Genomic DNA, 19,568 nt, shown 5'->3' on the forward strand with positions numbered 1-19,568 from the left:
CCGGTTTTGGGGGTCGGCGTTTGCGTTACGCCCCCTTCAACCCGTTCACGTCAGACCTGGAACGCTGCAGCTGGGCTGCTCGCGCGCCTTTGCGGCTCGCCGCTCATATTCGTCGCGGATCGCCGCAAGCTTCTCCTCGTCGAGGTCCTCGAGGTTCACCAGCTCTTCGCGTGCGCCCTCAACCGTGGTGAGCAATCATTGAACTTGATCTGCATCGCGGCCGTGTCGCGGTTCTGGCTGTTGTGGATCCATCAGGAAGGTGACGATCGTCGTCGAGGTGTTGATCACCCGTTGCCAGGGTGTCGTTGACGCTGAAGAAGGGGCCGGACAGCCCAAGGTCACCCCCAGCGCCAGGAAGGTCGTTACCGGCTTGCCGGCATGGCAGCGGCTTCTGCCACAGCCGGCTGAACGGTGACGCCTGCCCGAGATCCAAGACTGGGTCGGAGGGCTCTGGTATGTCGATCCTGTCCCGGATCAGGCCGCCTTGGCCAAGGCCTGCTTGTTGACCTTGCGCTCGCCGAGCTGAGTGAGTGTCAGGTCGGTCTTCAACTCTTCGGTCAGGGTCAGGTCGAGGAGCGTCACGGCGTTGCCCAGAGCAAGCTGCTGGGCCCAAGCCTTCAGCGTGCCATAGCGCGAGATTTCATAGTGTTCGACCGCCTGGGCGGCTGCGAGGAGACCGGCGTCGAGAGCCGGGCTGCCGTCGAAGTCTTCCATGATCGACTTGCCCTCCTCGATGATGCCGATGATCGCGTCACAGGTCTTGCCGCGAGGCGCCTTGCCGAGGATCTCGAAGACCTCGGTGAGCCGCTCGACATGGGTCTCGGTCTCGTCGCGATGCTTTTCAAACGCCTGCTTGAGCTCCGGAGCAGTTGCTGCCTTCGCCATCTTCGGGAGCGCCTTCAGGATCTGCTTTTCAGCGTAATAGATGTCCTTGAGTGTCTCGAGAAAAAGATCGTCAAGAGTCTTGGGTTCGCTTGCCATCGTTTAACTCCTTGGAAAGATACGGTGATAACCCGACCGCCGTTTCTTGGTTTCCGCAGGGGGCAGGATGGTACGCAAACGCACGGATCGCCTCACCGGGACCTATTGGCGAGCCTCTCGGTGTGCTCTGCGACCGCAGCTGGCATGCGAGCACACCTGCTAGAGAACGCTTGCGTTCGGTGACCACAGATAATCGATCGCCCTCGCCACGGCGGCGCATGAGGTGGGCTGACGCAAAACGAGGAGGTCGGTCGTCCACGGCAGGGGTTGATAACCTCAACAGTGCTCCGGATGAGATTTCGCTATCCTGCGCACTGTCCCTGATCGGCCACAAAGCAAGTCCGTCGCCTCCGATCGCGCTCGCTGCGGCGCAAGAAGGCTCGATTTGATCTCATCCAGCTGCGCCCGATGCCGCCCAGCTTGAGCAAAAGCTACGCGCTGATGGATTGGCAAACGCAGGCGCTGGAGACCATGTGAGTCGCCATGGCCGTGGCCGTTGCACGTGAACGGTGCGCCCCCGTACGCACCTCAGCTGGGCTGAACGCTTCCGGCTTTGCGCTGTTCTTTCCGTAACCGGGCAGCGGCTCGGGCACATCCCAACCTGAGGAAAATCCAATGGCAAACGACGACAAGCGTGGCTTTGCGTCCATGGACGAGAACAAGCAGCGCGACATCGCCTCAAAAGGCGGCCGGAGCGTGCCGGATGAAAAGCGGAGCTTCAAGCAGGATCGCGAGGTTGCATCGGAAGCCGGTAAGAAGGGCGGCGAGAACAGTAGTGGCGGCCAGCAGCAGGGGGGCGACTCCAACCGCGGTCAGCAGGGCGGCGGGCAGCGTGGTGGCAGTGGCAACTCCGCCAATGATCGCGAGCGCGCGGCGGACGCCGGCCGCAAGGGCGGCACGAAGTAATCAGCGTGGCCCCTTCCGGGAATCCGGAAGGGGCTTTTTTCCTTGGACAGGAGATTACGTCATGGCTCACGCAGAAGAACGGCTCATGGAATGGCTGCGGGACGCTCACGCCATGGAACAGCAGGCCGAGACCATGTTGTCCTCGCTCGCCACGCGGATCGAGAATTATCCCGACGTGAAGGCGCAGATTGAAGCTCACCTGGAAGAAACGCGCCGGCAGGCGTCCCAGCTCGAGAGCTGCATTCAGCGGCGCGGTGGAGGCACGTCCACCATCAAGGACCTTGCGGGGAAATTCGTCGCCTTCGGACAGGGCTTGAGCGGCATCTTTGTGGGTGACGAGATCATCAAGGGAGCGCTGGCGAGCTACACCTTCGAACAGATGGAAATCGCCTCCTACCGAATCCTGATCGCCGCGGCCGAGCAAGTCGGCGACCCCGAGACAAGCGCCGTCTGTGCCCGCATTCTCGGCGAAGAAGAGGCAATGGCGCGCTGGCTTGCGGAAAATCTGGCGCCGCTCACCCAACGCTATCTGGTGCGCGAGGAAACACCTGAACTCGAGGCCCAACGCTGAGCCATCGTTATCGGCGCCGCCTCCCGTTGGCGCCGAGCTTTCCGCCGATCCAGCTTAGCTGCGGCTGTACCGGCAGCTCGGTCGCGCGGAAGGTATAAGCGTGTCGAGTGTCGTTCGAGCGCTCGCCTCGCCACGGCCGATGACATTTGGCGCCTTCCGTCTAATTGATAAAGCTCCCGCTGGCTGAGTACGCTCTCGCTTGGCCCGCAGGAGCGCATCGAGATCTCGATGACGCCCATGACCCGAGCGGGGACCGCGACGCGCGCTCTGACGCAACCGTCACGACCGACGGCGAACCTCAAGAATCTCAAGCTGGGCGAGATGTTCGCGGATATGGCCGCGGGCGAGAGATGCCACGGCGCGGAACGTTAGGTCCTGGCCGTTTTGCAGATAGCGTTCCTGGATCTGCAACAATTGCCTATGTCCGGCGGTCTGCTCGGCCAGATAGGCCTGCTCGAAACTTTCACCATTCGTCTCCGCCAGGTTGCGGGTCGTGGTCTGGGCATCGACCTTCGGCATTGTCGGGGGCGAGTTCGAGTGCTGCAGGTCGGTCAGGGATCTCAGCACATCCCGCAGCCCCTCCTGCTCGGCGATTTCAAAACTGGCGAACCGCTTGATCTCTTCACGTATCGCCTTCTGCAACGCCAGCTTACTGGTGTCGATTGCAGCCGCGCCGGCCGACAATGTCTCGGTGGCGTGCTGCAGCTCCCGATCCCGACCGCTTTTGCTCTGAGCCACTGCCGGGCTTGTGACGATCAGTGCTGCCGCTCCAATAAGCATCCGCCGATCCATAATTCTGCTCCTGCGCCAGGCCGTGTCCTGTCTGCCATTGTGCCAGGTCGGCCGCGCTGAACCCGGGTGATCAGAAACAAGGTGCCCGGCTGGTCGTTCGGCTGGCGCACGGCTTGGTACGGCGGCGCACAAAGTCGGAAATACTTCAACACGCCGTTCTGACGATCCAGCGCTGACTGGTCGCTCGGCCGGCCTGCAGCTCCTTGCCTGCTGCATCGGTACGCAAACGCACTAAATGCCCAAGCCCGCAACCTGAACGGTCAGCGCAGGTTATCGCCGTGCTCCACAAATCCAAGCGAGCCAGTGCGATGCCCCAACCTTCCCTCCATCATCCGGCGCTTTCGGTTCGGCACCTCCAACCGGCAACATGCTGGCATCCCAGCTGGATTTTTTTGCAGGCAGTCCGATTCTTGCCGATTTGGCGCGGCTCTCCGGCCGCTCGGAAGCTGCGGTCGCGTGGCTGCTTCGGCAAGACATGATTGTTCCGGCGGGCGTGCTTTGCGCAGCGCTTATCCTGCAATCAACCAGTAGCCCCTCCTCATGAATGGCCAGACTGCCGAGCTCGCCAAGCCGAACATCCGGCTTCTCGGAGCCATCGACAATGACGCGGTGAATAGCTTTCTGGACCAGTTGAGCCGTGCAAAGGAAACCGGCGGGCCGATCGTGCTCGAGCTGACGACACAAGGCGGCGATGCCGATGCGGCGCGTCGAATCGCTCTCGAAATCCGGCTGTGCCGTTCCTGGAGCGGGCTGCAGACAAAACTCATTGGCAAGACGACCGTCATGTCGGCGGGCATCACGATCATGGCCGCGTTCCCCGTCGGCGACCGCTATCTGACGGCCGACACGCTTTTGCTAGGTCACGAACGACGGCTGACCAAGCCGATCGAATTGAACGGCCCGATCCGGGCCAATACTCAAATTGTCCGTGAAGTGCTGGCCGAACTCGACACCGCGCACACCCTTGAGTGTGAGGGCTTCGCCGAGTTCGTCGAGGGCAGTCACCTCAGCCTGGACGATCTGCAAAAGCGGGCTCGGAACAATTATTACCTCACAGCTAGCGATGCGCTGAGCGAAGGCCTCATTGGGGGCATTGTCTAAGCTTGATCACCCCGGCCCACATCTCGGTGGAGCCATCACTTTCAACAGGAGGCCACTATGGCGGGACAAGCAAACGGTACATCGACCGAAGATCAACTGAACGCCGGCGTGCTGGCTGAAGACACCGATTTGCCGGACAGCGACAATGGCAATTTCTCCGGGGCGTTGAAGGAATTCGGCGTCGATACGGACCGGATGGTCGAAGCGACCAACGAACGAGTGGGCGACGTCCAGCAGATGCTGATCGATGAGATCCGCGCCCGGCCAATGCGAGCTTTGGGGTGGGCGGCCGCCGCCGGCTTGTTCGTCGGTTTTCTGGCGGCCCGTTAAGGTCCGGCCCGGCGCTGAGGCGCGGAGCGGTCGAGCATGAGCCGGATTTTGATCATCGGTGCGACCGGCCTGATCGGCACGCGGATCGCCGCCGAGCTTGCCGTGCTCGGGCATCAGGTCGTGGGCGCGGCGCGAGATGTCGGGGCGAGCGCGCGTCGCCTGCCGGGCCTAGAGTGGATCCGGCTCGATCTTGCCAGTTCGCGCGCCGAGGATTGGTCAAGGCACCTTGCAGGGGTCGATGCGGTCGTGAATTGCGCCGGTGGGCTGCAAAGCGGGCCGACCGACCGCCTGGCCGATACCCATAGCCAGGGGCCGCAAGCTTTGTTCGCAGCCTGCCACGCGAGCGGTGTACGCCGCATCGTCCATTTCTCCGCGATCGGCGTGGATCGGGCGACGCCTACGGAGTTTTCGCGAACGAAACTCGCCGGCGATACCGCCTTGATGGCGAGCAATCTCGATTGGGTCATTCTCCGACCCTCCGTCGTGCTCGGCGCGCCTGCCTATGGTGCCAGTGCGTTGATACGCGGCCTCGCCGCGCTGCCGGTCCTGCCGGTCATGCCCGACACGGCGCCAATTCAGCCGGTGACACTGGACGACGTCGCGGCGACAGCGATCTTCTTCATCGATCCTGCTTCCCCCAGCCGGCTGGTGCTAGAGCTCGTGGGTCCCGAGGCGATGAGTTTTCCCGATGTCATACGGCAATATAGGCGCTGGCTCGGGTTCAGGCCGGCCTTTGAGTTTCGCCTGCCGGCATGGCTGGCTGCGGGTCTCTACCGACTCGGCGATTTCACCGCGCGGCTCGGCTGGCGCCCTGCGGTGCGCTCGACCGCGCGGAGTGAGATTGCGCGCGGGGCGGTGGGCGATCCCTCGGACTGGCAGCGCCTGACCGGCATCGCGCCGAAATCGCTCTCGGCCGCTTTGATGGCGCGGCCGGCCTCGGTGCAAGAGGGCTGGTTTGCGCGGCTCTACCTTCTGAAGCCCGTGGTACTCGGCAGTCTCGTGCTTTTCTGGATGGGCTCGAGCCTCGCCTCTCTGGGGCCGGGCTATGGGGCCGGCCTTGGCTTGCTCGCGGACAGGCTGAGCAGTTCAACCGCGGCGCTCGTCGTCATCGGCGGCGGAATCGCCGATCTACTCATCGGCGTTGGAATCGCGATCCGCCGCACGACACGTGCCGCTCTCATCGCCGGCATCGTGGTCTCCGCGCTGTATGCCCTGGCGGGGACGATCGTCACTCCTTGGCTTTGGCTCGATCCGCTGGCGCCGCTCCTCAAGATCGGCCCCGTCATCGCGCTGCTCCTCGTCGGGCTCGCCACGCTGAAGGATCGCTGATGACCTACCTCATCCTGAAGTTTGCGCATCTGCTCGGCGCCATTGTGCTGATCGGCACCGGAGCCGGCATCGCGTTTTTCATGGTGATGGCTCATCGGACCGGCAATGTCGGCAAGATCGCCGGCGTAGCCCGCATTGTGGTCACCGCCGATTTCCTCTTCACGGCGACCGCCGTCATCATGCAGCCGATCACCGGGGTATGGCTCGCGCACGAAGCCGGCTACGCGTTGGCTGAAGGCTGGATCGTTCTGTCGACCATCCTCTATGTGGTGATCGGCGCCTTCTGGCTGCCAGTGCTGGTTTTCCAGATACGGATGCGTAATCTGGCAGAAGCGGCCGATGCCGCCGGCGAGGCTTTGCCTCCGGCCTATCACCGCCTGTTCTGGATCTGGTTTGTCTTCGGCTTTCCGGCGTTCGGAGCCATCCTCGCCATCCTCTGGCTGATGATCGCCCGGCCAAGCTTTTCGCTATTTGGATGACGCAGCGAGCCGCGCTCAGGCCTGCAGTCCTGCGCGATCCTTCAATTTGGGATTGGGGCTGGTGGACAGCGAGAAGCTGTCGCGCTCGGCATTTTCGAGCTCGGCAAGCCCGGCAGCCAGACAAGCACCCCAGACGAGATGGACAGCCAGCATCAACACGTTGCGGCGCATCGGATGTTGCGTGGCGGGACGCAGGATGCGCGCGGCCGGTACCCAGCCGAGATAGCTTCCGATCCAAACAGCAATCCCGTAGCCGGAGCCTGCTGCGATTCCTCCTCGTCGAAACAGACCGGCAAAGAGTGCACCGCCAGCTCCGCCATAGAGAAAATGCTGGAGCAGCGTGGCGCTCGACACTGGCAGGCCCAGGCTTGGCAGATCCTCGGCGATTTCCCGCGGCGGCAAGGGATAGCGTTCGTGGTCCGGCAGCACGCGGTGCAGACGCCTCATCGCAATCGTCATCGGCAGCGTAGCCACCAGGCCCGCCAGCGCGCCCAGGACAATGCGGCCGCCGAGGCTGCTCATCGCGCCTTACTCCCGCCGCGGGTTCCCAGAGACGAGGCCGCGAGCGCAAGAGCCATCGCGACATAGGTTATGCCGATGGCGCCTGGGCTGACCACTTTTTCCCACCCTGGCGTCAGCCGCTTGGGCACCACCGCGTAGTCGACAAATGCAGCGAGAGCCGAGACGGCCACGGCATCGCCAAGCGCAGGGCGGCCGGGCCGCTGCCGGCGCAGCCCTTCGTAGACCGCGGCCCAGAGAACCGAGGCGCCATGATGGGTGACGAAGCCGAGGACTGTGTGGGCCGTATCGACCCGTCGCGAGCGCCCGGCAGCGTCACCCCAGTACCAATGGCTGGTGGAATTGAGCGGCCGAACGGCTGACCGCCCCTCCATCCGCGCCAGGAACGCCAGGACACCGCTCGTCACGACGCTGATCGCCGTGCCGGTGGCAAGAGCAGTCAGCAGCGACCCGAGGAGAGCTGTCTTCCTTCCGCGCGCCGGGTGCTCATCGACGCTCGGAAGTGGCGGCGCCGCTTCGGTCCCCGGAGGGGATCTCTCAACGCCCTCTTCAGCAGCTCTGCGCTGCGAAGGCCTTTCGCCTTCGATCAGGCGGAGCGCAGCCAGCAGCAAGTCCTCGGGCGGCATGACGTCATGTTGCAGATGCCATTCGACATAGTCGCGCTTTTTGCCGAGCAGGTCGGCGAGGTCGGCGACCCAGTCGGTTCCCGGGAAACGGCTAGCCATTTCCAAGGCAAATGTCGAACTGGTCTGAACGGAGAGGGCTGCGAGATCGTCGCGCTCTCCGGCAGCTTCGCCACCGCTATTCCGGTGCCAATCGTCCGCCGCCCCGAGGAGCGCCTTGAGTTCGCTCGTCTCAGCGACCGTCGCCGGGCTCGTCCGCAACGCACGGATACGCGTCAGCGCGGTCCTGTATTCATCCTGGCTTCGGATCGTCATTGTCATGGCAGGTGCCTCCCGGGCCTGCTGTGACTACCCGCTACTGGACGGAAGGTTCGGACCTATGACCCGGCTTGGTGCGGCAGCGTACGAACGAGACCGAAATGCTGATCCGTCGGCTCGGTCAAGCACGCTCCGCTTCAAGTCGACGCCGAAACTGCATAGGCCTGAAAGATGGCTCCGTAGAAGCAACCGGAAGCCGCAAGCACGAAGCTGTGCCAGATGGCGTTCTGGAAGGGCAGGGCATGCCAGACGTGAAAGACCACGCCCAGTGTGTAAAGCAGGCCGCCAGTCACGATCAGCCACAAGGCCATGCCAGGGAGCTGGGCGACACTCTCCCAGGCGAATACGCCGCTCCAGCCGATGAGCAGATAGAGCGCGATGGACAGGCGATCATACCGGCCGGGAAGGGCGACCTTGAGCAGGACCCCGGCGGCCGACGCGATCCAGACGGCAGCAAGAAGGATGTGCGCCACCGCGCCCTCGCCCATCCTGGCCAGGAAAGGCGTGTAGGTGCCCGCGATCAGGACGTAGATCGCCGAGTGATCGAAGCGTCGGATCAGCCATTTCATCGGCGAAACTGGCCACATGTTGTAGACGGCGGAGATAAGGAGGACTGCCATCAACGCGCAGCTGTAGATCACAACCGGGATCAGACCAGGCATCGGGTCTGCTGCGACGACCCGCGCGATCAGGAATGCGACCGCGCCAATCCCCAACATGATTCCGAGCCCATGAACCAGGCCGTCCGCCCAAAGCTCGGCGCGATTGAAGTGGAAGCGCCCTCGTATTGGTTGGTGCAATTCGTACCCTTTCAAGCTCGTGCCGTGACGCTCTAACCCGTAGCGCCTCTCATAGATCCAACGTCGTTCTCGCGCGTTGTATTGGCTTGAATGATTGGCCGCTGATGGGATCGTGATGCCTGAACAGCTTGATTGCCTTATCATCGGCGGCGGACCTGCCGGCCTTACGGCGGCGATTTATCTTGCGCGATTTCACTTGACCGTCGCCGTTGCGGACGGGCGCCAGAGCCGGGCCTTGCAGATCACTTGCTCTCAAAATCATGCTGGCTTTCCGAATGGCATTTCGGGTCGCGGCCTCCTGACGCGCATGCGTGCGCAAGCAGTCAGGTATGGCTCGCAGATCGTCGATTGCCAGATCGACGAAATCGACCGCGATCGACTCGGGTTCTCGGCCCGGGGAGACGGCCACGCGTTCAGTGCGCGCTCGGTGCTGATCGCGACCGGCGTCACGAATTGTCGCCCTCCCATCGATGACGCACTGCACGCCGAGGCGCTGAGCCTAGGACGTCTTCGCTATTGCCCGGTGTGCGACGGCTACGAGGTCACGGGCCAGGACGTCGGGGTAATTGGCTCCGATGCTCGCGCGGCGAAAGAGTGCGAATTTCTGAGGTCGTTTACCGACCGCGTCAGTCTCGTCCTGAACGAGCGCGGCGACCTGCCCGGGGCCATCGCCGCACGACTCACCACCATCGGGGTCCGGGTCATTGGCGGCCCGGCCCAGGATTTTCAGCTCGAAGCAGGCGGCTTGAGCATGTCATCGGCGACTGGGCGGGTCTGCTTCGAGGCCGTCTACCCAGCCCTGGGATCTGTCGTCCACTCGGAACTTGCGACCTTGCTCGGAGCGGCCGTGACGGAAGATGGCTGCATCAAGGTCGACAGCCACCAACGCACCAGCATTGCCGGACTATATGCAGCAGGAGACGTCGTGATCGGTCTCGATCAGATCAGTCACGCGATGGGAGAAGCCGGAGTGGCCGCCACAACCATCCGGAATGACCTCGCTTTGTCCAGTCCGAGATTTCGCTAGAGGCGCGACGCTTGAAGCGTCAACTCTGCGGGCCCCGCACGCTTCATAAACATGGCGTCGTTCGGGGAACTCGCCCTTTGGCTCCCGGATTGTAGGTGCAAGGCCCCTCTCTGCGGCCGACGCGGAAAGGAGAGCCAATGCGCTCGCAGGAATCCAGGCAGCATATTCTCCGCGATAACGGCCTGACCATCGTGCTGATGGCGCTGTTCATAGGCAGCCTTGCCGGGATGGCGTGGACAGGCTGGCACGCCCATAACCAAGAGCGCGCCGTTCACGGCGTAACCTCGACACCGTTCTTGGAGTATCTCACGGGTGGATCCTTCATATCTGCCCTGTTCGAGAACTGGGAGAGCGAGTTTCTCCAGATGGCGTCGTATGTCGTGTTGACCGCGGTGTTGGTGCAGCGCGGATCGGCCGAGTCGAAGGATCCAGATGAAAGGGAGGATGAGGTGCCGCTCGGGTCCGATAGTCCATGGCCCGCACGACAAGGAGGTTGGAAACGCGCACTTTACGCGCGGTCACTAGGCATTACCCTGATTCTGCTTTTTCTGATTTCGTTCGGGCTTCATTTTTGGGGAAGCCTGCACGCGGCGAATGCCGAAGCCCTCCAGCATGGCCAACCGCATCTGGCCGCGGCAGACTATCTTCTCGACAGTCGGTTCTGGTTCGAGTCCTTCCAAAACTGGCAATCAGAGTTCCTCTCGACGGCGGTGATCGTCGTCTTGTCGATCTTTCTACGTCAAAAGGGCTCGCCTGAGTCAAAGGCCGTCAACGTGTCTCACGCTACGACCGGCGCATAGTTTTGCCTCCAATCCGCGTCGGCTCTCGGACTAAGGCAGACCAGTTGCCTCATGGACTCTGGCCCGGCCTCGTCCGTTGCCGGCGCTCGAACGGTTTGCTGAGATGCGGGGACCTGGCAAGGCCAAAGCGCCAGGGTCGCTCCGCAGCCTTGGAAATGCCGATGCGCGGCCCACGCAGGATTTCCGGTTCACTGTCACGCGGAACGATGGCGAAAGGCGGCTCTGCCAGGCTCAAGCCGTTATGGCGCGAGGTTAACCCCAGCGCCCGCGCCAGGCGTCCTGGCCCCGCGCAGAGGTATGCGCTAGTGCCACGTCGCGCGATCATCCGCTCCACCCCCTGTTCTGGCGCCAGCGCCCTGATCAGCACCGCACCGTAATCAGCTGCGACGACGTTAAAACACCAGTGCAAGCCATATGACCGATAAACATAGGCACGCCAGGGCGGGCCGAACATCACCCTGTTGGCCTGCGTCGGGCCCCGAAAGCTGTGCGAGGCCGGATCGCTGCTCAGATAAGCCTCGGTCTCGACGATCGTTCCGCCAACACCGTCGACGAGAAGCACAGCTCCAATCAGATGTGGCGCCAGTTCGAGTGCGTCCAAATCAACCGCAAGGAATGCCATGTTGTCCAACTCCGCCGCAGGCCTGCATGGTGGCGAAGGAACGATCATGCAAAAAGGAGAATCTAGGCTCGGTCGCCCAATTTTCGACCAGGGGCGTAACAGAGACGGGAATCTGCACGACGATGATGACAATTGCGGATCGGGCGCGCGATTGGGCGATCTGGCTGACGCGATTTGCCAGCGTTACGGGAACGCAGGGCGAGCGTGATTTGCCAGCAGCGCTGGCGGAGAGATTGCGAGCCTCCCTCCTCTGGCGAGGTTGCGAGGTGTGGCTAATCCCGGCACCGGATGACGTGCTCGGCCGCAGCTGCCTTGCGGTACTCGCTCGTGGCAAGGGAGACAAAGCCCTATTGTTAACCGGGCACTTTGATACTGTGCCCGTCGACGATTATGGCGAGCTGCGCGAGCTTGCGACCGACCCAGAGCCGCTGCGGGAGGCGCTGCTTCGGCAGCTTCGATCGCCGGCGACGCCGGCAGAGGAACTTGCAAAACGCGATCTCGAAAGCGGCCTTTTTCTGCCTGGGCGCGGGCTCCTCGATATGAAGGCGGGCCTCGCTGCCGGACTGGCCGCGATCGAAGAATTCTTGCAAAGCTCCGAGCGGCTGGGAAATTTGCTTTTTGTCGCCGTACCGGACGAAGAGGTGAATTCGGTCGGCGCGCGCGCGCTGGCAACGGCGATGCCGCAGATCGTGCAGGAGCGCGGCATTCGCCTCGTCGGCGCGATCAACCTCGATTGCATAGGCGATAGGGGAGACGGGACACTGGGTCGCTCCGTGGCGCTCGGCAGCGTTGGCAAGCTCCTGCCGACGGCGCTGGTAATCGGGCAACCGACCCATGCCAGCCACCCGCTACAGGGGATCAACGCAGCAGCGATCGCCGGGGCGATCGCGTCGCGCCTGGAATGGGCGACGGAGTTGACTGACAGACCGGACGGCGAGCCTGGCATTCCACCGACGCTGCTCAGCCTCAAGGACAGCAAGCGTCATTACGACGTCACGACACCCGATGCTTGCTTCGCGAGCTGGAATATCCTGACCATGGGCCGCGCCGCGGCCGACGTGCTTGGCGCCTTCGAGGACCTGATCAGGGATGCCGTGGCGGCTTTTGCCCGAACCCTCGCCGAACGGCAGGCTTTCGCGACGACAACCAATTCGACGCCGCAGGACATTCCGATCTTCCGGGCCTCGGCGGTCGTCGCAGAAGCTAGCCGCGATCCTTCGAACGCTGATGGTCTGAAGCAGATGGCACGGCAGCTGTCATGCGATGGGCTCTCGCTGCCGGACCAGAACGAAAAACTAACGTTTAGAGCTTGGCAGCTCGCCGGCCGTAGCGGGCCGGCGGTGGTCATCGGCTTCGGCTCGCTGCCCTATCCGCATGTCGAGATGGACCAAAGCGACCAGGCCCAGGCAATGTTCGCGGCCATCGAGGTCGCGCGCGCTCAAACGATGGCGACCCGTGATACAGTGGTCGGATTGTGTCGGCATTTTCCCGGGATATCGGACATGAGTTTTCTCGGGCAGGCCGATACGCAGAGCCTTGGTCTCATCGCTGAAAACACGCCCGCCTGGGACAGTGGCGTGCGTTGGTCGGGCGCGGTGATCGGCGTTCCCACGGTAAACATCGGGCCCTGGGGCCGCGATTATCATACGGCGCTGGAGCGGGTGGAGACCAGATACGCTTTCGATCTTTTGCCGCGCCTTTTGCTGGACGTGGCGCGAGCGCGGTTCAGGACGATCACCCCGGACCCCGGCGCGGTGACCACAAAGTTTGCCGGTCGCCACTGGTCGGTATGACATGAACGGTCGCCCTGCTTTCGTTGGTGCGTCCCATCCGCGCGGCAGGCTGGTTTATGGTGGCCGCTGGGGGAGACTCGCCGGCGGCACCGCAGGCGCCCTGGTCGATGCTGGCGTGCCGGAAGCGGATGCCAACCGGCAAGCTCAGGATCTGACCGACGGTTCATCCCTTGTCGCCGTGCAAGTGGAACCGCAGGAGACGTCTTCCGTCGAACCGACCATGGATGCCGGGTTGCCGATCGCAGGTGCTGAGCCCAAATCGGGCACGCCAGCGGACGAAAGAGGGGCCAAGGTTCTGTAGCTTTGTCGGCCATCGTTCCTGATCAGATCGTATGCCGTCTTTATGGCGCTTAACTCAGGTTAATGCGCCAAATTCCGAACCGGGGTTGATTTCGATACCGATGCATGGAGCCTCTCATGGAAGCCGCGCTCGGGGGGAAAGAGACGTCACCGTGTTTATTGCCCGATTCGGGTGAGCAGCTGTCCGGCGCCGGCGAACTCGTCTGTCTGAACAAGGGGAGCTCGCTGCGGGACGAAGCCATTTATTTTCCGCTCGACTCGGCCGTTTCCTTGACGATGGTTCGCGGGCAGGCGCGCATTCCTGTGGGAATTGCGCGACGAGGAGATGTGGTTGGCGTCCACCAAGTCCTCTTGCCGAGCTTTCCTGTGCTAGATGCGGTCGTGCTCAGAAGCGGCAATGCGGTTCGCCTTGGTCTTGGATCATTGTCGCGTGCCTTGGCACGAGATCGCAGCCTTTACGACCGGTTGCTGCAATACGCTTATCGGACGTCTGCCGACTTCCTGTCAGAAGCGGGTGCGAGCCTCGCCCTGTCGCTGGAGAAGCGTGTCGCGCGCTGGCTCGCCAGCTGTTGCGATGCCCTGGGCAGCGAAGCACTTTCTGTCACACATCATGATCTCGCGGAGTTCCTTGGTGTCCGGCGCTCAGGTGTGACAGTCGCAATGCACGTTCTGGAAGGTGATCATGTCATCCGATCGAGCCGGGGCAAAGTTCAAATCCTTGATCGTCAGGCGCTCTCCCGGTTCGGAGGTGCGTTCATTCCGCGGCGTGCCCAGGCGTCCTGACGAAGAGCAGCCGCGCATATCCATGGGGTCGGGCTTGCCGTTCCCTTTGCTCTTTGACAAGAATGCCCCGGAGATTCGATTATCCGCACGAAGAACGTCAGGCTGAACGACCAAAGCCTCCCCAGCGTCCTGGCCGCGCGCCCACATTAATCCATGTTAATGCGCAGCTGCCAGCTGCATCCGACATGGACGCCATGCCATTCTCATCCCTTAGCGACCCCATTGAAATTGCTCGAGCCCAGGCGGCCCTGGATCAGGCCTGGAGCGAAATCGAGCGACTCGGCGTAACCTTCCACGGCGCGCCAGAAGGCGAGCGCGCCCGAGCGGCGCAGATCGTGGCGGGTCTCATGTCTCAGTCAGTCTCAGACGAGGAGCTGGTTCGACGCGTAGTGACCCGCTTCATCGACCTGCGTGGCTGAAGTCAGTCGCCGCCGCTCACCCGCGCTGCGAAATGCCGGCAGCCAGCGCATTCCGGTAATCTGAAAGTTTTCGTCGGGCTAGGCTTGGATGCCACCTGACGTAAGAGGCTCCGTTGCGTCGTGCGGGCACACCGAATGGGCCGCCCGGAACAGGGGTGAGCAGCTGGGCGTTTGCCGCGAGCATCTTCGATGAATTGCGTTGGCCGTTGCCCACGCCTGGATGAGGCCTGGCTATGAGCAAGCGAGCGAAACGCGTGTGTCAGCCACAGCCGGCGGCGATCCGCATCGGTGTGTCTGGGTGGACGTATTCGCCCTGGCGCGGACACTTCTATCCGAAAGGACTGGTGCAGAAAAACGAGCTTGCCTTCGCGGCTCGGCAGTTTCCGACCTTGGAGATCAACGGCACGTTCTACGGGCTTCAAAAACCGGGTGCCTTCGCGCGCTGGGCGCAGGCGGCGCCCGACGGGTTCGTCTTCGCCATCAAGGGATCGCGCTACATCACGCATATGCGCCGGCTTAGGGACATCGAAACGCCGCTCGCCAACTTCCTTGCGTCCGGCCTACTCCAGCTTGGGTCAAAGCTGGGCCCGCTGCTCTGGCAGTTTCCGCCGAATTTCCGCTTCGACTCAGCCTTGATGGAAGATTTCCTCGCATTGCTTCCGCAGGACACACAGGCGGCAGCTGCCCTGGCGGGACGCCATGACGAGCGACTGGCAGGTCGAGCTTGGCTGCGGGCGGGCGCGAATCAGCCGGTGCGGCACGCGATCGAGATTCGTCATGACAGTTTTCGCGACCCAATTTTCATCGACCTGCTGCGTCATTACGGGGTAGCGCTGGTTTGCGCCGACACGGTCGAGTGGCCCCGGCTGATGGATCTGACCGGCGATTTCGTCTATTGCCGGCTGCACGGCTCGGCAGAACTCTATCGCTCGCGCTACGAGAAGGCGGAACTGGAACGTTGGGCGGCGCGCTTTCAAGCCTGGGCGAGCGGAGAGCCAATGCGCGACGGCGAGTTTGTCGGCGACGCCGATGCAAGCCCCTCTCAGCCTCGAGATGTCTTCGTATTCTTTGACAATACTGACAAACGCCATGCACCGGGCGATGCCGCGACATTGATGCGGGTGCTGAAGCTGGCTTGGAATCCCGAAGGGGACAAGCAGGCCGCTGCGATTGAAGGCGTCACCCGCGCTGAGCCGATGGCAACGTATGCAGATTCCCACTCAACTACGAAATAGGCAGCTGATTCGGCTAGGGACGGGCATCTACTACGGCGGAGCGTGCCCAGGCAAGCCGCCGTCATGAGACGCGGTGCCTATTAGGTTCCTCGACCAGGCTCATAGATGGTCCATCCAGTCTCTTACAATGGTTGCGCGCGCAAATCGAAGCGAGCGCTGCCGCCGCTGCAACGGCCGGTTGGTCGCGCGGCTCCCTTCGCTACGTTCCCGCAGGCTGTTGGCGGCAAGAAGTAAGATGGACGGGCTCCATCCAGTCCGTAAACGCCTCGCCTTGTCCGCCTCGCCCCAAGGTCCTTATTGCATTCGAGCGTGGCGGATTACCGGCTGAGCTGTACCAGGCGCAAATCCAGCAGACTCATGAGACAGACAGGAGCACGATAATATTTGACAACAGCGGCTTTGCCATCGACCGGTGCTCGACTGAGACGACGGAGTAGCGCGGTCGAATCGAAAGCGACAAGCAGCTCGCGGTCGCAGGCCGCGCGTTGCTGCCTGAGGCCGCACAGGCGCACCGTGTCTAAAGGCTTTGCGCCACACTGAGGCCTATGACATCTTGCGTCCTGATGAGGCTTTGTCGGAATAGCTGCCTTGTTCAGCTCGTCTATCATCGCCGTCTGCAGGTAACGGCTTGTCCCCGTCCTGCTTCCGAGCCTCCTGCTTTTTCGGCGAGGTTGCGGTTGTTGTGTCGCGCCGAGTACGCTTGGTAGGATTGGCCATATCGTTCCTCCGGTGTCGGAGAGAGCGGCGCTCCGGATCCGTGGAATGCCGTTCGGGATGGAACCATAAGCAAGGCGTGCGAACAGTAACACAAAGTTGGACCAAGGGTTCCTGGCAATACGGCTCGGTTCCTCGCTCGTAGACGGCGCCGAAGTCCGCGTGTGCCATGCCGGCCTCGGGGCGCCCTTCCGTCCTCGCTCAGAGCAAAATACCGTGGTCAATCGAGGGCAGGCGGTGCTTTCCGCGTAAAGATCCGGCGTCGCGCCCGGACGAGGTAACCCGTGGGTCGAATCGACCTCCAACGCAATGGAGCCAAAGAGAGGCGCCGTCGGCCTCCGTGCTCCGCCGGCGGGACCTCGTGATCGACGTCAAGCTGGCCGGTTGGCGGCGGTTACCGGGCAGGATGCGGCGCCCGACATCGGCTGTCCGCGTTGTGACGCCGGTCAGCCTTCGTGCGGGGTCAGCTGCCGCCCGCAGGGATAAACCAATCATAGTTCTACCGAATGCGAGTGACGTGCCCCATTTTGCGCCCCGGGCGGGTTTCGCGTTTACCGTATAGATGTAGGTGAGAATTGGGCTCAAGAAGAATTTCTAGCCATTTGTCCGCTGCATCACCGACAATGTTCTCCATCTCGATCGCTCCTCGCCTGCCAACCGAACCCAGCGGCAACCCGCATATTGCCCTGACGTGTTGCTGGAACTGGGAGGTCTCGGCGCCATCACTCGTCCAGTGAGCGGAATTGTGGATGCGCGGCGCGATCTCATTAATTATTATATTTTCGTTGGTTTCGTCGCCAATCACGAACATCTCAACTGCCAGAACTCCGACATAGTCCATGGCTTCTGCGATTTGCTTTGCAGCCAAAGTTGCTATGTCGCGAGTTGTTGGAAGAACGTTGGCTGGAACCCGTGTTGTTGCCAAGATATGATCACGATGCGAATTTTCACATACATCGAAGGGTTTGAAATTCCCGTCCGCCGTCCTAGCGCCTACGACCGAGATCTCTTTCGTGAATGACACATGGGCTTCGAGCACAGCTGACGCGCCGGAAATTTGATCGAGCGCCTCGCCCAACCCGGCTTCGCTAGTAATCTTTACCTGCCCTTTGCCATCATATCCGAAGCGACGTGTCTTCAGAATGCATGGGGTGCCGAGCCTTTGCACGCCGCGAACAAGGTCTTCCAGCGTGTCTACCTTCAGCGACTGGCAGGCCCAGCTGTGTGACGAAGTTCTTTTCGAGCAAGCGATCTTGGGTGGTTTTCAGCGCATTTGCGTTGGGGTGCAAGGGACGCAGGGCGGCTAGAATCGTCGCCGTCGCCGCAGGAACATTCTCAAACTCGTAAGTCACGAGATCGACGTTCCTTGCAAACTTCACAAGTCCAAGCTGGTCGTCGTAATTCGCCACCGTTACTTGCACAGCGACATCCCCGGCTGGGCTGTGCGCCTCAGGCGTGAAGATGTGACAGCTTATGGCAAGCTCCGCGGCGGAGAGAGCAATCATGCGTGCAAGCTGACCCCCGCCCAAAATGCCCAGTCTGCTCCCTGGGCCGAAAGTGTGCGGCGCCTGCTGCATTCTATGTCCCTCCATCACAACGCGTCGCCGAGATGCCCCAGTTTATTGGCTCAGGCAAGGCTCGCGTGGTGCTCGAGACTAGTGATCAGACACTCGGTAGTCGTCCAGCACTACCCTGAAAATCAATTGCGTCGATTGCATCGCAACTATTCATCCCGAGCGCTTGAAGCTGTCATGTTCATTGCCTCGAGATAGCTTGCCGCTCGACATGGCAATCACGCCCGCTATCATGCCTCGTCCACGCGTGTCGTCGATCCCATCGCGCTCTTTGGTCCCGGGCCAGGCTATTGCTTGCGGTCGGCGACGTCGGCCCCGCGTAGCCCGATGGGGGCCGGCGGGCCTCGCGTCGTGTCCCTATCCGTTTGCCGTTCCGATTCGGCGTTCAGTTCGGCACCGACAAGGATGATGGTCGCCGAAATCCACATCCACATCATCAGTCCGATCGCGGCGCCGACCGTGCCGTAGGTTTTGTCGTAATTCTCGAAATTCGCGACGTACCAGGAGAAGCTGATCGACGCGGAAATCCAGACAAGGACGGCGACGATCGCGCCAGGACTGACCCAACGCCATTGCGCCTGATCGCGGCTCGGGCCGAAACGGTAAAGCACTGACAGACCGGCCGCGAGTACGACGATCAGCATGGGCCAGCGGCCAACCTGGATGATCGGTTCGGCCACCGGCCCGAGATAGAGCCACTCGAGCAGCAGCGGGACGGCGATGACCGCGAAACCGCCGACGAGGGCAAAAATCAGCACGCCCGCTGTAAAAGCGAGTGAAATGAGATTGAGCGCCACGAAGCCGCGTTTCTCATCCTCGCCATAGGCAACGTTCAAGGCATCGAACACGGCCTTCATCCCCGCATTTGCACTCCAAATCGATAGAGCAAGGCTGATGATGAGGGACATCCCAAGCTTACCTTCGCCCTGACTGCTGAGCTTCAGCGACTGTTCCCGGAGGAGTTCGTAGGCATCCGCCGGCATAATCGTCGCCAAGATCGATAGGTGCTCCACGACGGTTTCGGGCGAAGCGATCAAGCCATAGAGGCTGATGAAGGCGGCAAGCGCAGGAAACACCGCCAGCAGACCATAGAAGGTCACCCCCGCTGCGACTGCGAGAACGCGGTCGCGGTCTACTTCATAGTATGTCCGCTTTGCGATCTCGTACCATCCCGCCGGCGGGATCTGGGTGGGAGAGACCGCATCTTCGCCATTGCGGGACCTGAGCGGGCGTTCGCCTTTCTCTCTTTGCTCGCGTTTGGAGCTGCCCCCAACCAGACCGGGAACGAGGAGCAGTGCCAAAGCAGCACCAAGACCAATAAAGCCGAGATCTCTGGCAGCGTCACGCAGGCTAATGTCGAGCTGCCGGGCGCTCAGACGCTTCCGGACTGAACCTGCTTGTTTTTCGGCTTTGTTCATAACGACCGTCAGGGGAGAGCCCAAGGCGGCAACGCTTGCCGAAGGCCGTGGTTCCGCGTCTGGAGCTCAATATTTGTAGCTAAACAGTCGGTTTTTCACGTGGAACCCATTCTGGCCCGCCCCGTTCTTTGGAG

At 62.1% G+C, this 19,568-nt stretch carries 20 protein-coding genes and 2 pseudogenes; 13 read left to right on the forward strand and 9 right to left on the reverse strand.

The annotated features are described in order from the left end of the window. Positions 1-45: 45 nt before the first annotated feature. Both BLM15_RS32265 and BLM15_RS30405 read right to left on the reverse strand, forming a co-directional pair. Positions 46-342 (reverse strand): annotated as a pseudogene (locus tag BLM15_RS32265) (low affinity iron permease family protein). Positions 343-474: 132 nt separating this feature from the next. After that, entirely contained in the window at positions 475-981 is a 507-nt protein-coding gene (locus BLM15_RS30405) for a YciE/YciF ferroxidase family protein (protein WP_126116645.1), read from the reverse strand. A gap of 615 nt (positions 982-1,596) precedes the next feature. Between BLM15_RS30405 and BLM15_RS30410 the strand changes: the two genes are divergently transcribed. Both BLM15_RS30410 and BLM15_RS30415 read left to right on the forward strand, forming a co-directional pair. Next, the gene (locus BLM15_RS30410) at positions 1,597-1,887 is read left to right on the forward strand and encodes a con-10 family general stress protein (protein WP_126116646.1); all 291 of its coding nucleotides are present in this window, start codon (positions 1,597-1,599) and stop codon (positions 1,885-1,887) included. Between the two features lie 61 nt (positions 1,888-1,948). Continuing rightward, a complete protein-coding gene (locus BLM15_RS30415) occupies positions 1,949-2,458 on the forward strand; it encodes a ferritin-like domain-containing protein (RefSeq protein WP_126116647.1) in 510 nt (169 codons plus the stop codon). Between the two features lie 279 nt (positions 2,459-2,737). Here BLM15_RS30415 and BLM15_RS30420 read toward each other — a convergent pair whose 3' ends face one another. Beyond that, positions 2,738-3,250: a DUF4142 domain-containing protein gene (locus BLM15_RS30420; protein WP_164547736.1), complete on the reverse strand. Its 513-nt coding sequence runs from the start codon at positions 3,248-3,250 to the stop codon at positions 2,738-2,740. A gap of 540 nt (positions 3,251-3,790) precedes the next feature. Between BLM15_RS30420 and BLM15_RS30425 the strand changes: the two genes are divergently transcribed. From BLM15_RS30425 to BLM15_RS30440, 4 genes are read left to right on the forward strand one after another with little or no spacing between them, the layout of a single operon-like run. Beyond that, entirely contained in the window at positions 3,791-4,351 is a 561-nt protein-coding gene (locus BLM15_RS30425; protein ID WP_126116649.1) for an ATP-dependent Clp protease proteolytic subunit, read from the forward strand. Positions 4,352-4,408: 57 nt separating this feature from the next. Then, complete coding sequence (locus tag BLM15_RS30430; protein ID WP_126116650.1) at positions 4,409-4,681, forward strand: hypothetical protein; 273 nt, start codon at positions 4,409-4,411, stop codon at positions 4,679-4,681. Between the two features lie 36 nt (positions 4,682-4,717). After that, positions 4,718-6,010 carry an SDR family oxidoreductase gene (locus BLM15_RS30435; RefSeq protein WP_126116651.1) on the forward strand — a complete coding sequence of 431 codons (1,293 nt, stop codon included), beginning with the start codon at positions 4,718-4,720 and terminating at the stop codon, positions 6,008-6,010. After that, a complete protein-coding gene (locus tag BLM15_RS30440) occupies positions 6,010-6,489 on the forward strand; it encodes a DUF2269 family protein (RefSeq protein ID WP_126116652.1) in 480 nt (159 codons plus the stop codon). The genes BLM15_RS30435 and BLM15_RS30440 overlap by 1 nt, the downstream gene beginning before the upstream one ends. Positions 6,490-6,504: 15 nt before the next feature. Here the strand turns inward: BLM15_RS30440 and BLM15_RS30445 are convergent, their stop codons facing one another. The 3 genes from BLM15_RS30445 to trhA form a co-directional block, all read right to left on the reverse strand. Beyond that, complete coding sequence (locus tag BLM15_RS30445; RefSeq protein WP_126116653.1) at positions 6,505-7,011, reverse strand: hypothetical protein; 507 nt, start codon at positions 7,009-7,011, stop codon at positions 6,505-6,507. Further along, a complete protein-coding gene (locus BLM15_RS32090) occupies positions 7,008-7,952 on the reverse strand; it encodes a hypothetical protein (protein WP_236846826.1) in 945 nt (314 codons plus the stop codon). The genes BLM15_RS30445 and BLM15_RS32090 overlap by 4 nt, the downstream gene beginning before the upstream one ends. Positions 7,953-8,086: 134 nt before the next feature. Beyond that, the gene (gene trhA, locus BLM15_RS30455; protein WP_236846827.1) at positions 8,087-8,764 is read right to left on the reverse strand and encodes a PAQR family membrane homeostasis protein TrhA; all 678 of its coding nucleotides are present in this window, start codon (positions 8,762-8,764) and stop codon (positions 8,087-8,089) included. Between the two features lie 100 nt (positions 8,765-8,864). Between trhA and BLM15_RS30460 the strand changes: the two genes are divergently transcribed. Together BLM15_RS30460 and BLM15_RS30465 are read left to right on the forward strand one after the other, a co-directional pair. Beyond that, complete coding sequence (locus BLM15_RS30460) at positions 8,865-9,776, forward strand: NAD(P)/FAD-dependent oxidoreductase (RefSeq protein WP_126116655.1); 912 nt, start codon at positions 8,865-8,867, stop codon at positions 9,774-9,776. Positions 9,777-9,913: 137 nt separating this feature from the next. Beyond that, positions 9,914-10,576: a DUF6766 family protein gene (locus BLM15_RS30465; RefSeq protein ID WP_126116656.1), complete on the forward strand. Its 663-nt coding sequence runs from the start codon at positions 9,914-9,916 to the stop codon at positions 10,574-10,576. A 49-nt stretch (positions 10,577-10,625) separates the two neighbouring features. Here the strand turns inward: BLM15_RS30465 and BLM15_RS30470 are convergent, their stop codons facing one another. Then, entirely contained in the window at positions 10,626-11,198 is a 573-nt protein-coding gene (locus tag BLM15_RS30470) for a DNA-3-methyladenine glycosylase (RefSeq protein ID WP_126116657.1), read from the reverse strand. Between the two features lie 26 nt (positions 11,199-11,224). On the opposite strand from BLM15_RS30470, the gene BLM15_RS30475 reads away from it, so the two are divergent. The 5 genes from BLM15_RS30475 (at position 11,225) to BLM15_RS30495 (ending at position 15,728) form a co-directional block, all read left to right on the forward strand. Then, positions 11,225-12,991: a M20/M25/M40 family metallo-hydrolase gene (locus BLM15_RS30475; RefSeq protein WP_206734942.1), complete on the forward strand. Its 1,767-nt coding sequence runs from the start codon at positions 11,225-11,227 to the stop codon at positions 12,989-12,991. 1 nt (position 12,992) lies between these two features. Further along, positions 12,993-13,292, forward strand: coding sequence for a hypothetical protein (locus BLM15_RS30480; RefSeq protein WP_126116658.1), 300 nt, complete (start codon positions 12,993-12,995; stop codon positions 13,290-13,292). A gap of 116 nt (positions 13,293-13,408) precedes the next feature. Continuing rightward, a complete protein-coding gene (locus BLM15_RS30485; protein ID WP_164547737.1) occupies positions 13,409-14,074 on the forward strand; it encodes a Crp/Fnr family transcriptional regulator in 666 nt (221 codons plus the stop codon). A 185-nt stretch (positions 14,075-14,259) separates the two neighbouring features. After that, positions 14,260-14,493 (forward strand): hypothetical protein, encoded by a 234-nt coding sequence (locus tag BLM15_RS30490; protein ID WP_126116660.1) that lies wholly within the window; start codon positions 14,260-14,262, stop codon positions 14,491-14,493. A 233-nt stretch (positions 14,494-14,726) separates the two neighbouring features. Beyond that, positions 14,727-15,728 (forward strand): DUF72 domain-containing protein, encoded by a 1,002-nt coding sequence (locus BLM15_RS30495; protein WP_126116661.1) that lies wholly within the window; start codon positions 14,727-14,729, stop codon positions 15,726-15,728. A gap of 1,213 nt (positions 15,729-16,941) precedes the next feature. Here BLM15_RS30495 and BLM15_RS30500 read toward each other — a convergent pair. Then, positions 16,942-18,019: pseudogene (locus BLM15_RS30500) on the reverse strand (5-(carboxyamino)imidazole ribonucleotide synthase). A gap of 284 nt (positions 18,020-18,303) precedes the next feature. Then, the gene (locus BLM15_RS30505) at positions 18,304-19,434 is read right to left on the reverse strand and encodes a YihY/virulence factor BrkB family protein (protein ID WP_126116662.1); all 1,131 of its coding nucleotides are present in this window, start codon (positions 19,432-19,434) and stop codon (positions 18,304-18,306) included. Between the last annotated feature and the right edge of the window lie 134 nt (positions 19,435-19,568).

Source organism: Bosea sp. Tri-49, from assembly GCF_003952665.1.
Lineage (GTDB): Bacteria > Pseudomonadota > Alphaproteobacteria > Rhizobiales > Beijerinckiaceae > Allobosea.

Bases quoted from the DNA above. Each gene is read 5' to 3' on its own strand.
- BLM15_RS30505 (WP_126116662.1), bottom strand. From the start codon at position 19,434: ATGAACAAAGCCGAAAAACAAGCAGGTTCAGTCCGGAAGCGTCTGAGC.
- BLM15_RS30475 (WP_206734942.1), top strand. From the start codon at position 11,225: ATGGTGGCGAAGGAACGATCATGCAAAAAGGAGAATCTAGGCTCGGTC.
- BLM15_RS30480 (WP_126116658.1), top strand. From the start codon at position 12,993: ATGAACGGTCGCCCTGCTTTCGTTGGTGCGTCCCATCCGCGCGGCAGG.
- BLM15_RS30435 (WP_126116651.1), top strand. From the start codon at position 4,718: ATGAGCCGGATTTTGATCATCGGTGCGACCGGCCTGATCGGCACGCGG.
- BLM15_RS30430 (WP_126116650.1), top strand. From the start codon at position 4,409: ATGGCGGGACAAGCAAACGGTACATCGACCGAAGATCAACTGAACGCC.
- BLM15_RS30445 (WP_126116653.1), bottom strand. From the start codon at position 7,011: ATGAGCAGCCTCGGCGGCCGCATTGTCCTGGGCGCGCTGGCGGGCCTG.
- BLM15_RS30485 (WP_164547737.1), top strand. From the start codon at position 13,409: ATGGAAGCCGCGCTCGGGGGGAAAGAGACGTCACCGTGTTTATTGCCC.
- BLM15_RS30410 (WP_126116646.1), top strand. From the start codon at position 1,597: ATGGCAAACGACGACAAGCGTGGCTTTGCGTCCATGGACGAGAACAAG.
- BLM15_RS30460 (WP_126116655.1), top strand. From the start codon at position 8,865: ATGCCTGAACAGCTTGATTGCCTTATCATCGGCGGCGGACCTGCCGGC.
- BLM15_RS30425 (WP_126116649.1), top strand. From the start codon at position 3,791: ATGAATGGCCAGACTGCCGAGCTCGCCAAGCCGAACATCCGGCTTCTC.
- BLM15_RS30415 (WP_126116647.1), top strand. From the start codon at position 1,949: ATGGCTCACGCAGAAGAACGGCTCATGGAATGGCTGCGGGACGCTCAC.
- BLM15_RS30465 (WP_126116656.1), top strand. From the start codon at position 9,914: ATGCGCTCGCAGGAATCCAGGCAGCATATTCTCCGCGATAACGGCCTG.
- BLM15_RS32090 (WP_236846826.1), bottom strand. From the start codon at position 7,952: ATGACAATGACGATCCGAAGCCAGGATGAATACAGGACCGCGCTGACG.
- BLM15_RS30420 (WP_164547736.1), bottom strand. From the start codon at position 3,250: ATGGATCGGCGGATGCTTATTGGAGCGGCAGCACTGATCGTCACAAGC.
- BLM15_RS30495 (WP_126116661.1), top strand. From the start codon at position 14,727: ATGAGCAAGCGAGCGAAACGCGTGTGTCAGCCACAGCCGGCGGCGATC.
- BLM15_RS30470 (WP_126116657.1), bottom strand. From the start codon at position 11,198: ATGGCATTCCTTGCGGTTGATTTGGACGCACTCGAACTGGCGCCACAT.
- BLM15_RS30440 (WP_126116652.1), top strand. From the start codon at position 6,010: ATGACCTACCTCATCCTGAAGTTTGCGCATCTGCTCGGCGCCATTGTG.
- BLM15_RS30490 (WP_126116660.1), top strand. From the start codon at position 14,260: ATGGACGCCATGCCATTCTCATCCCTTAGCGACCCCATTGAAATTGCT.
- BLM15_RS30405 (WP_126116645.1), bottom strand. From the start codon at position 981: ATGGCAAGCGAACCCAAGACTCTTGACGATCTTTTTCTCGAGACACTC.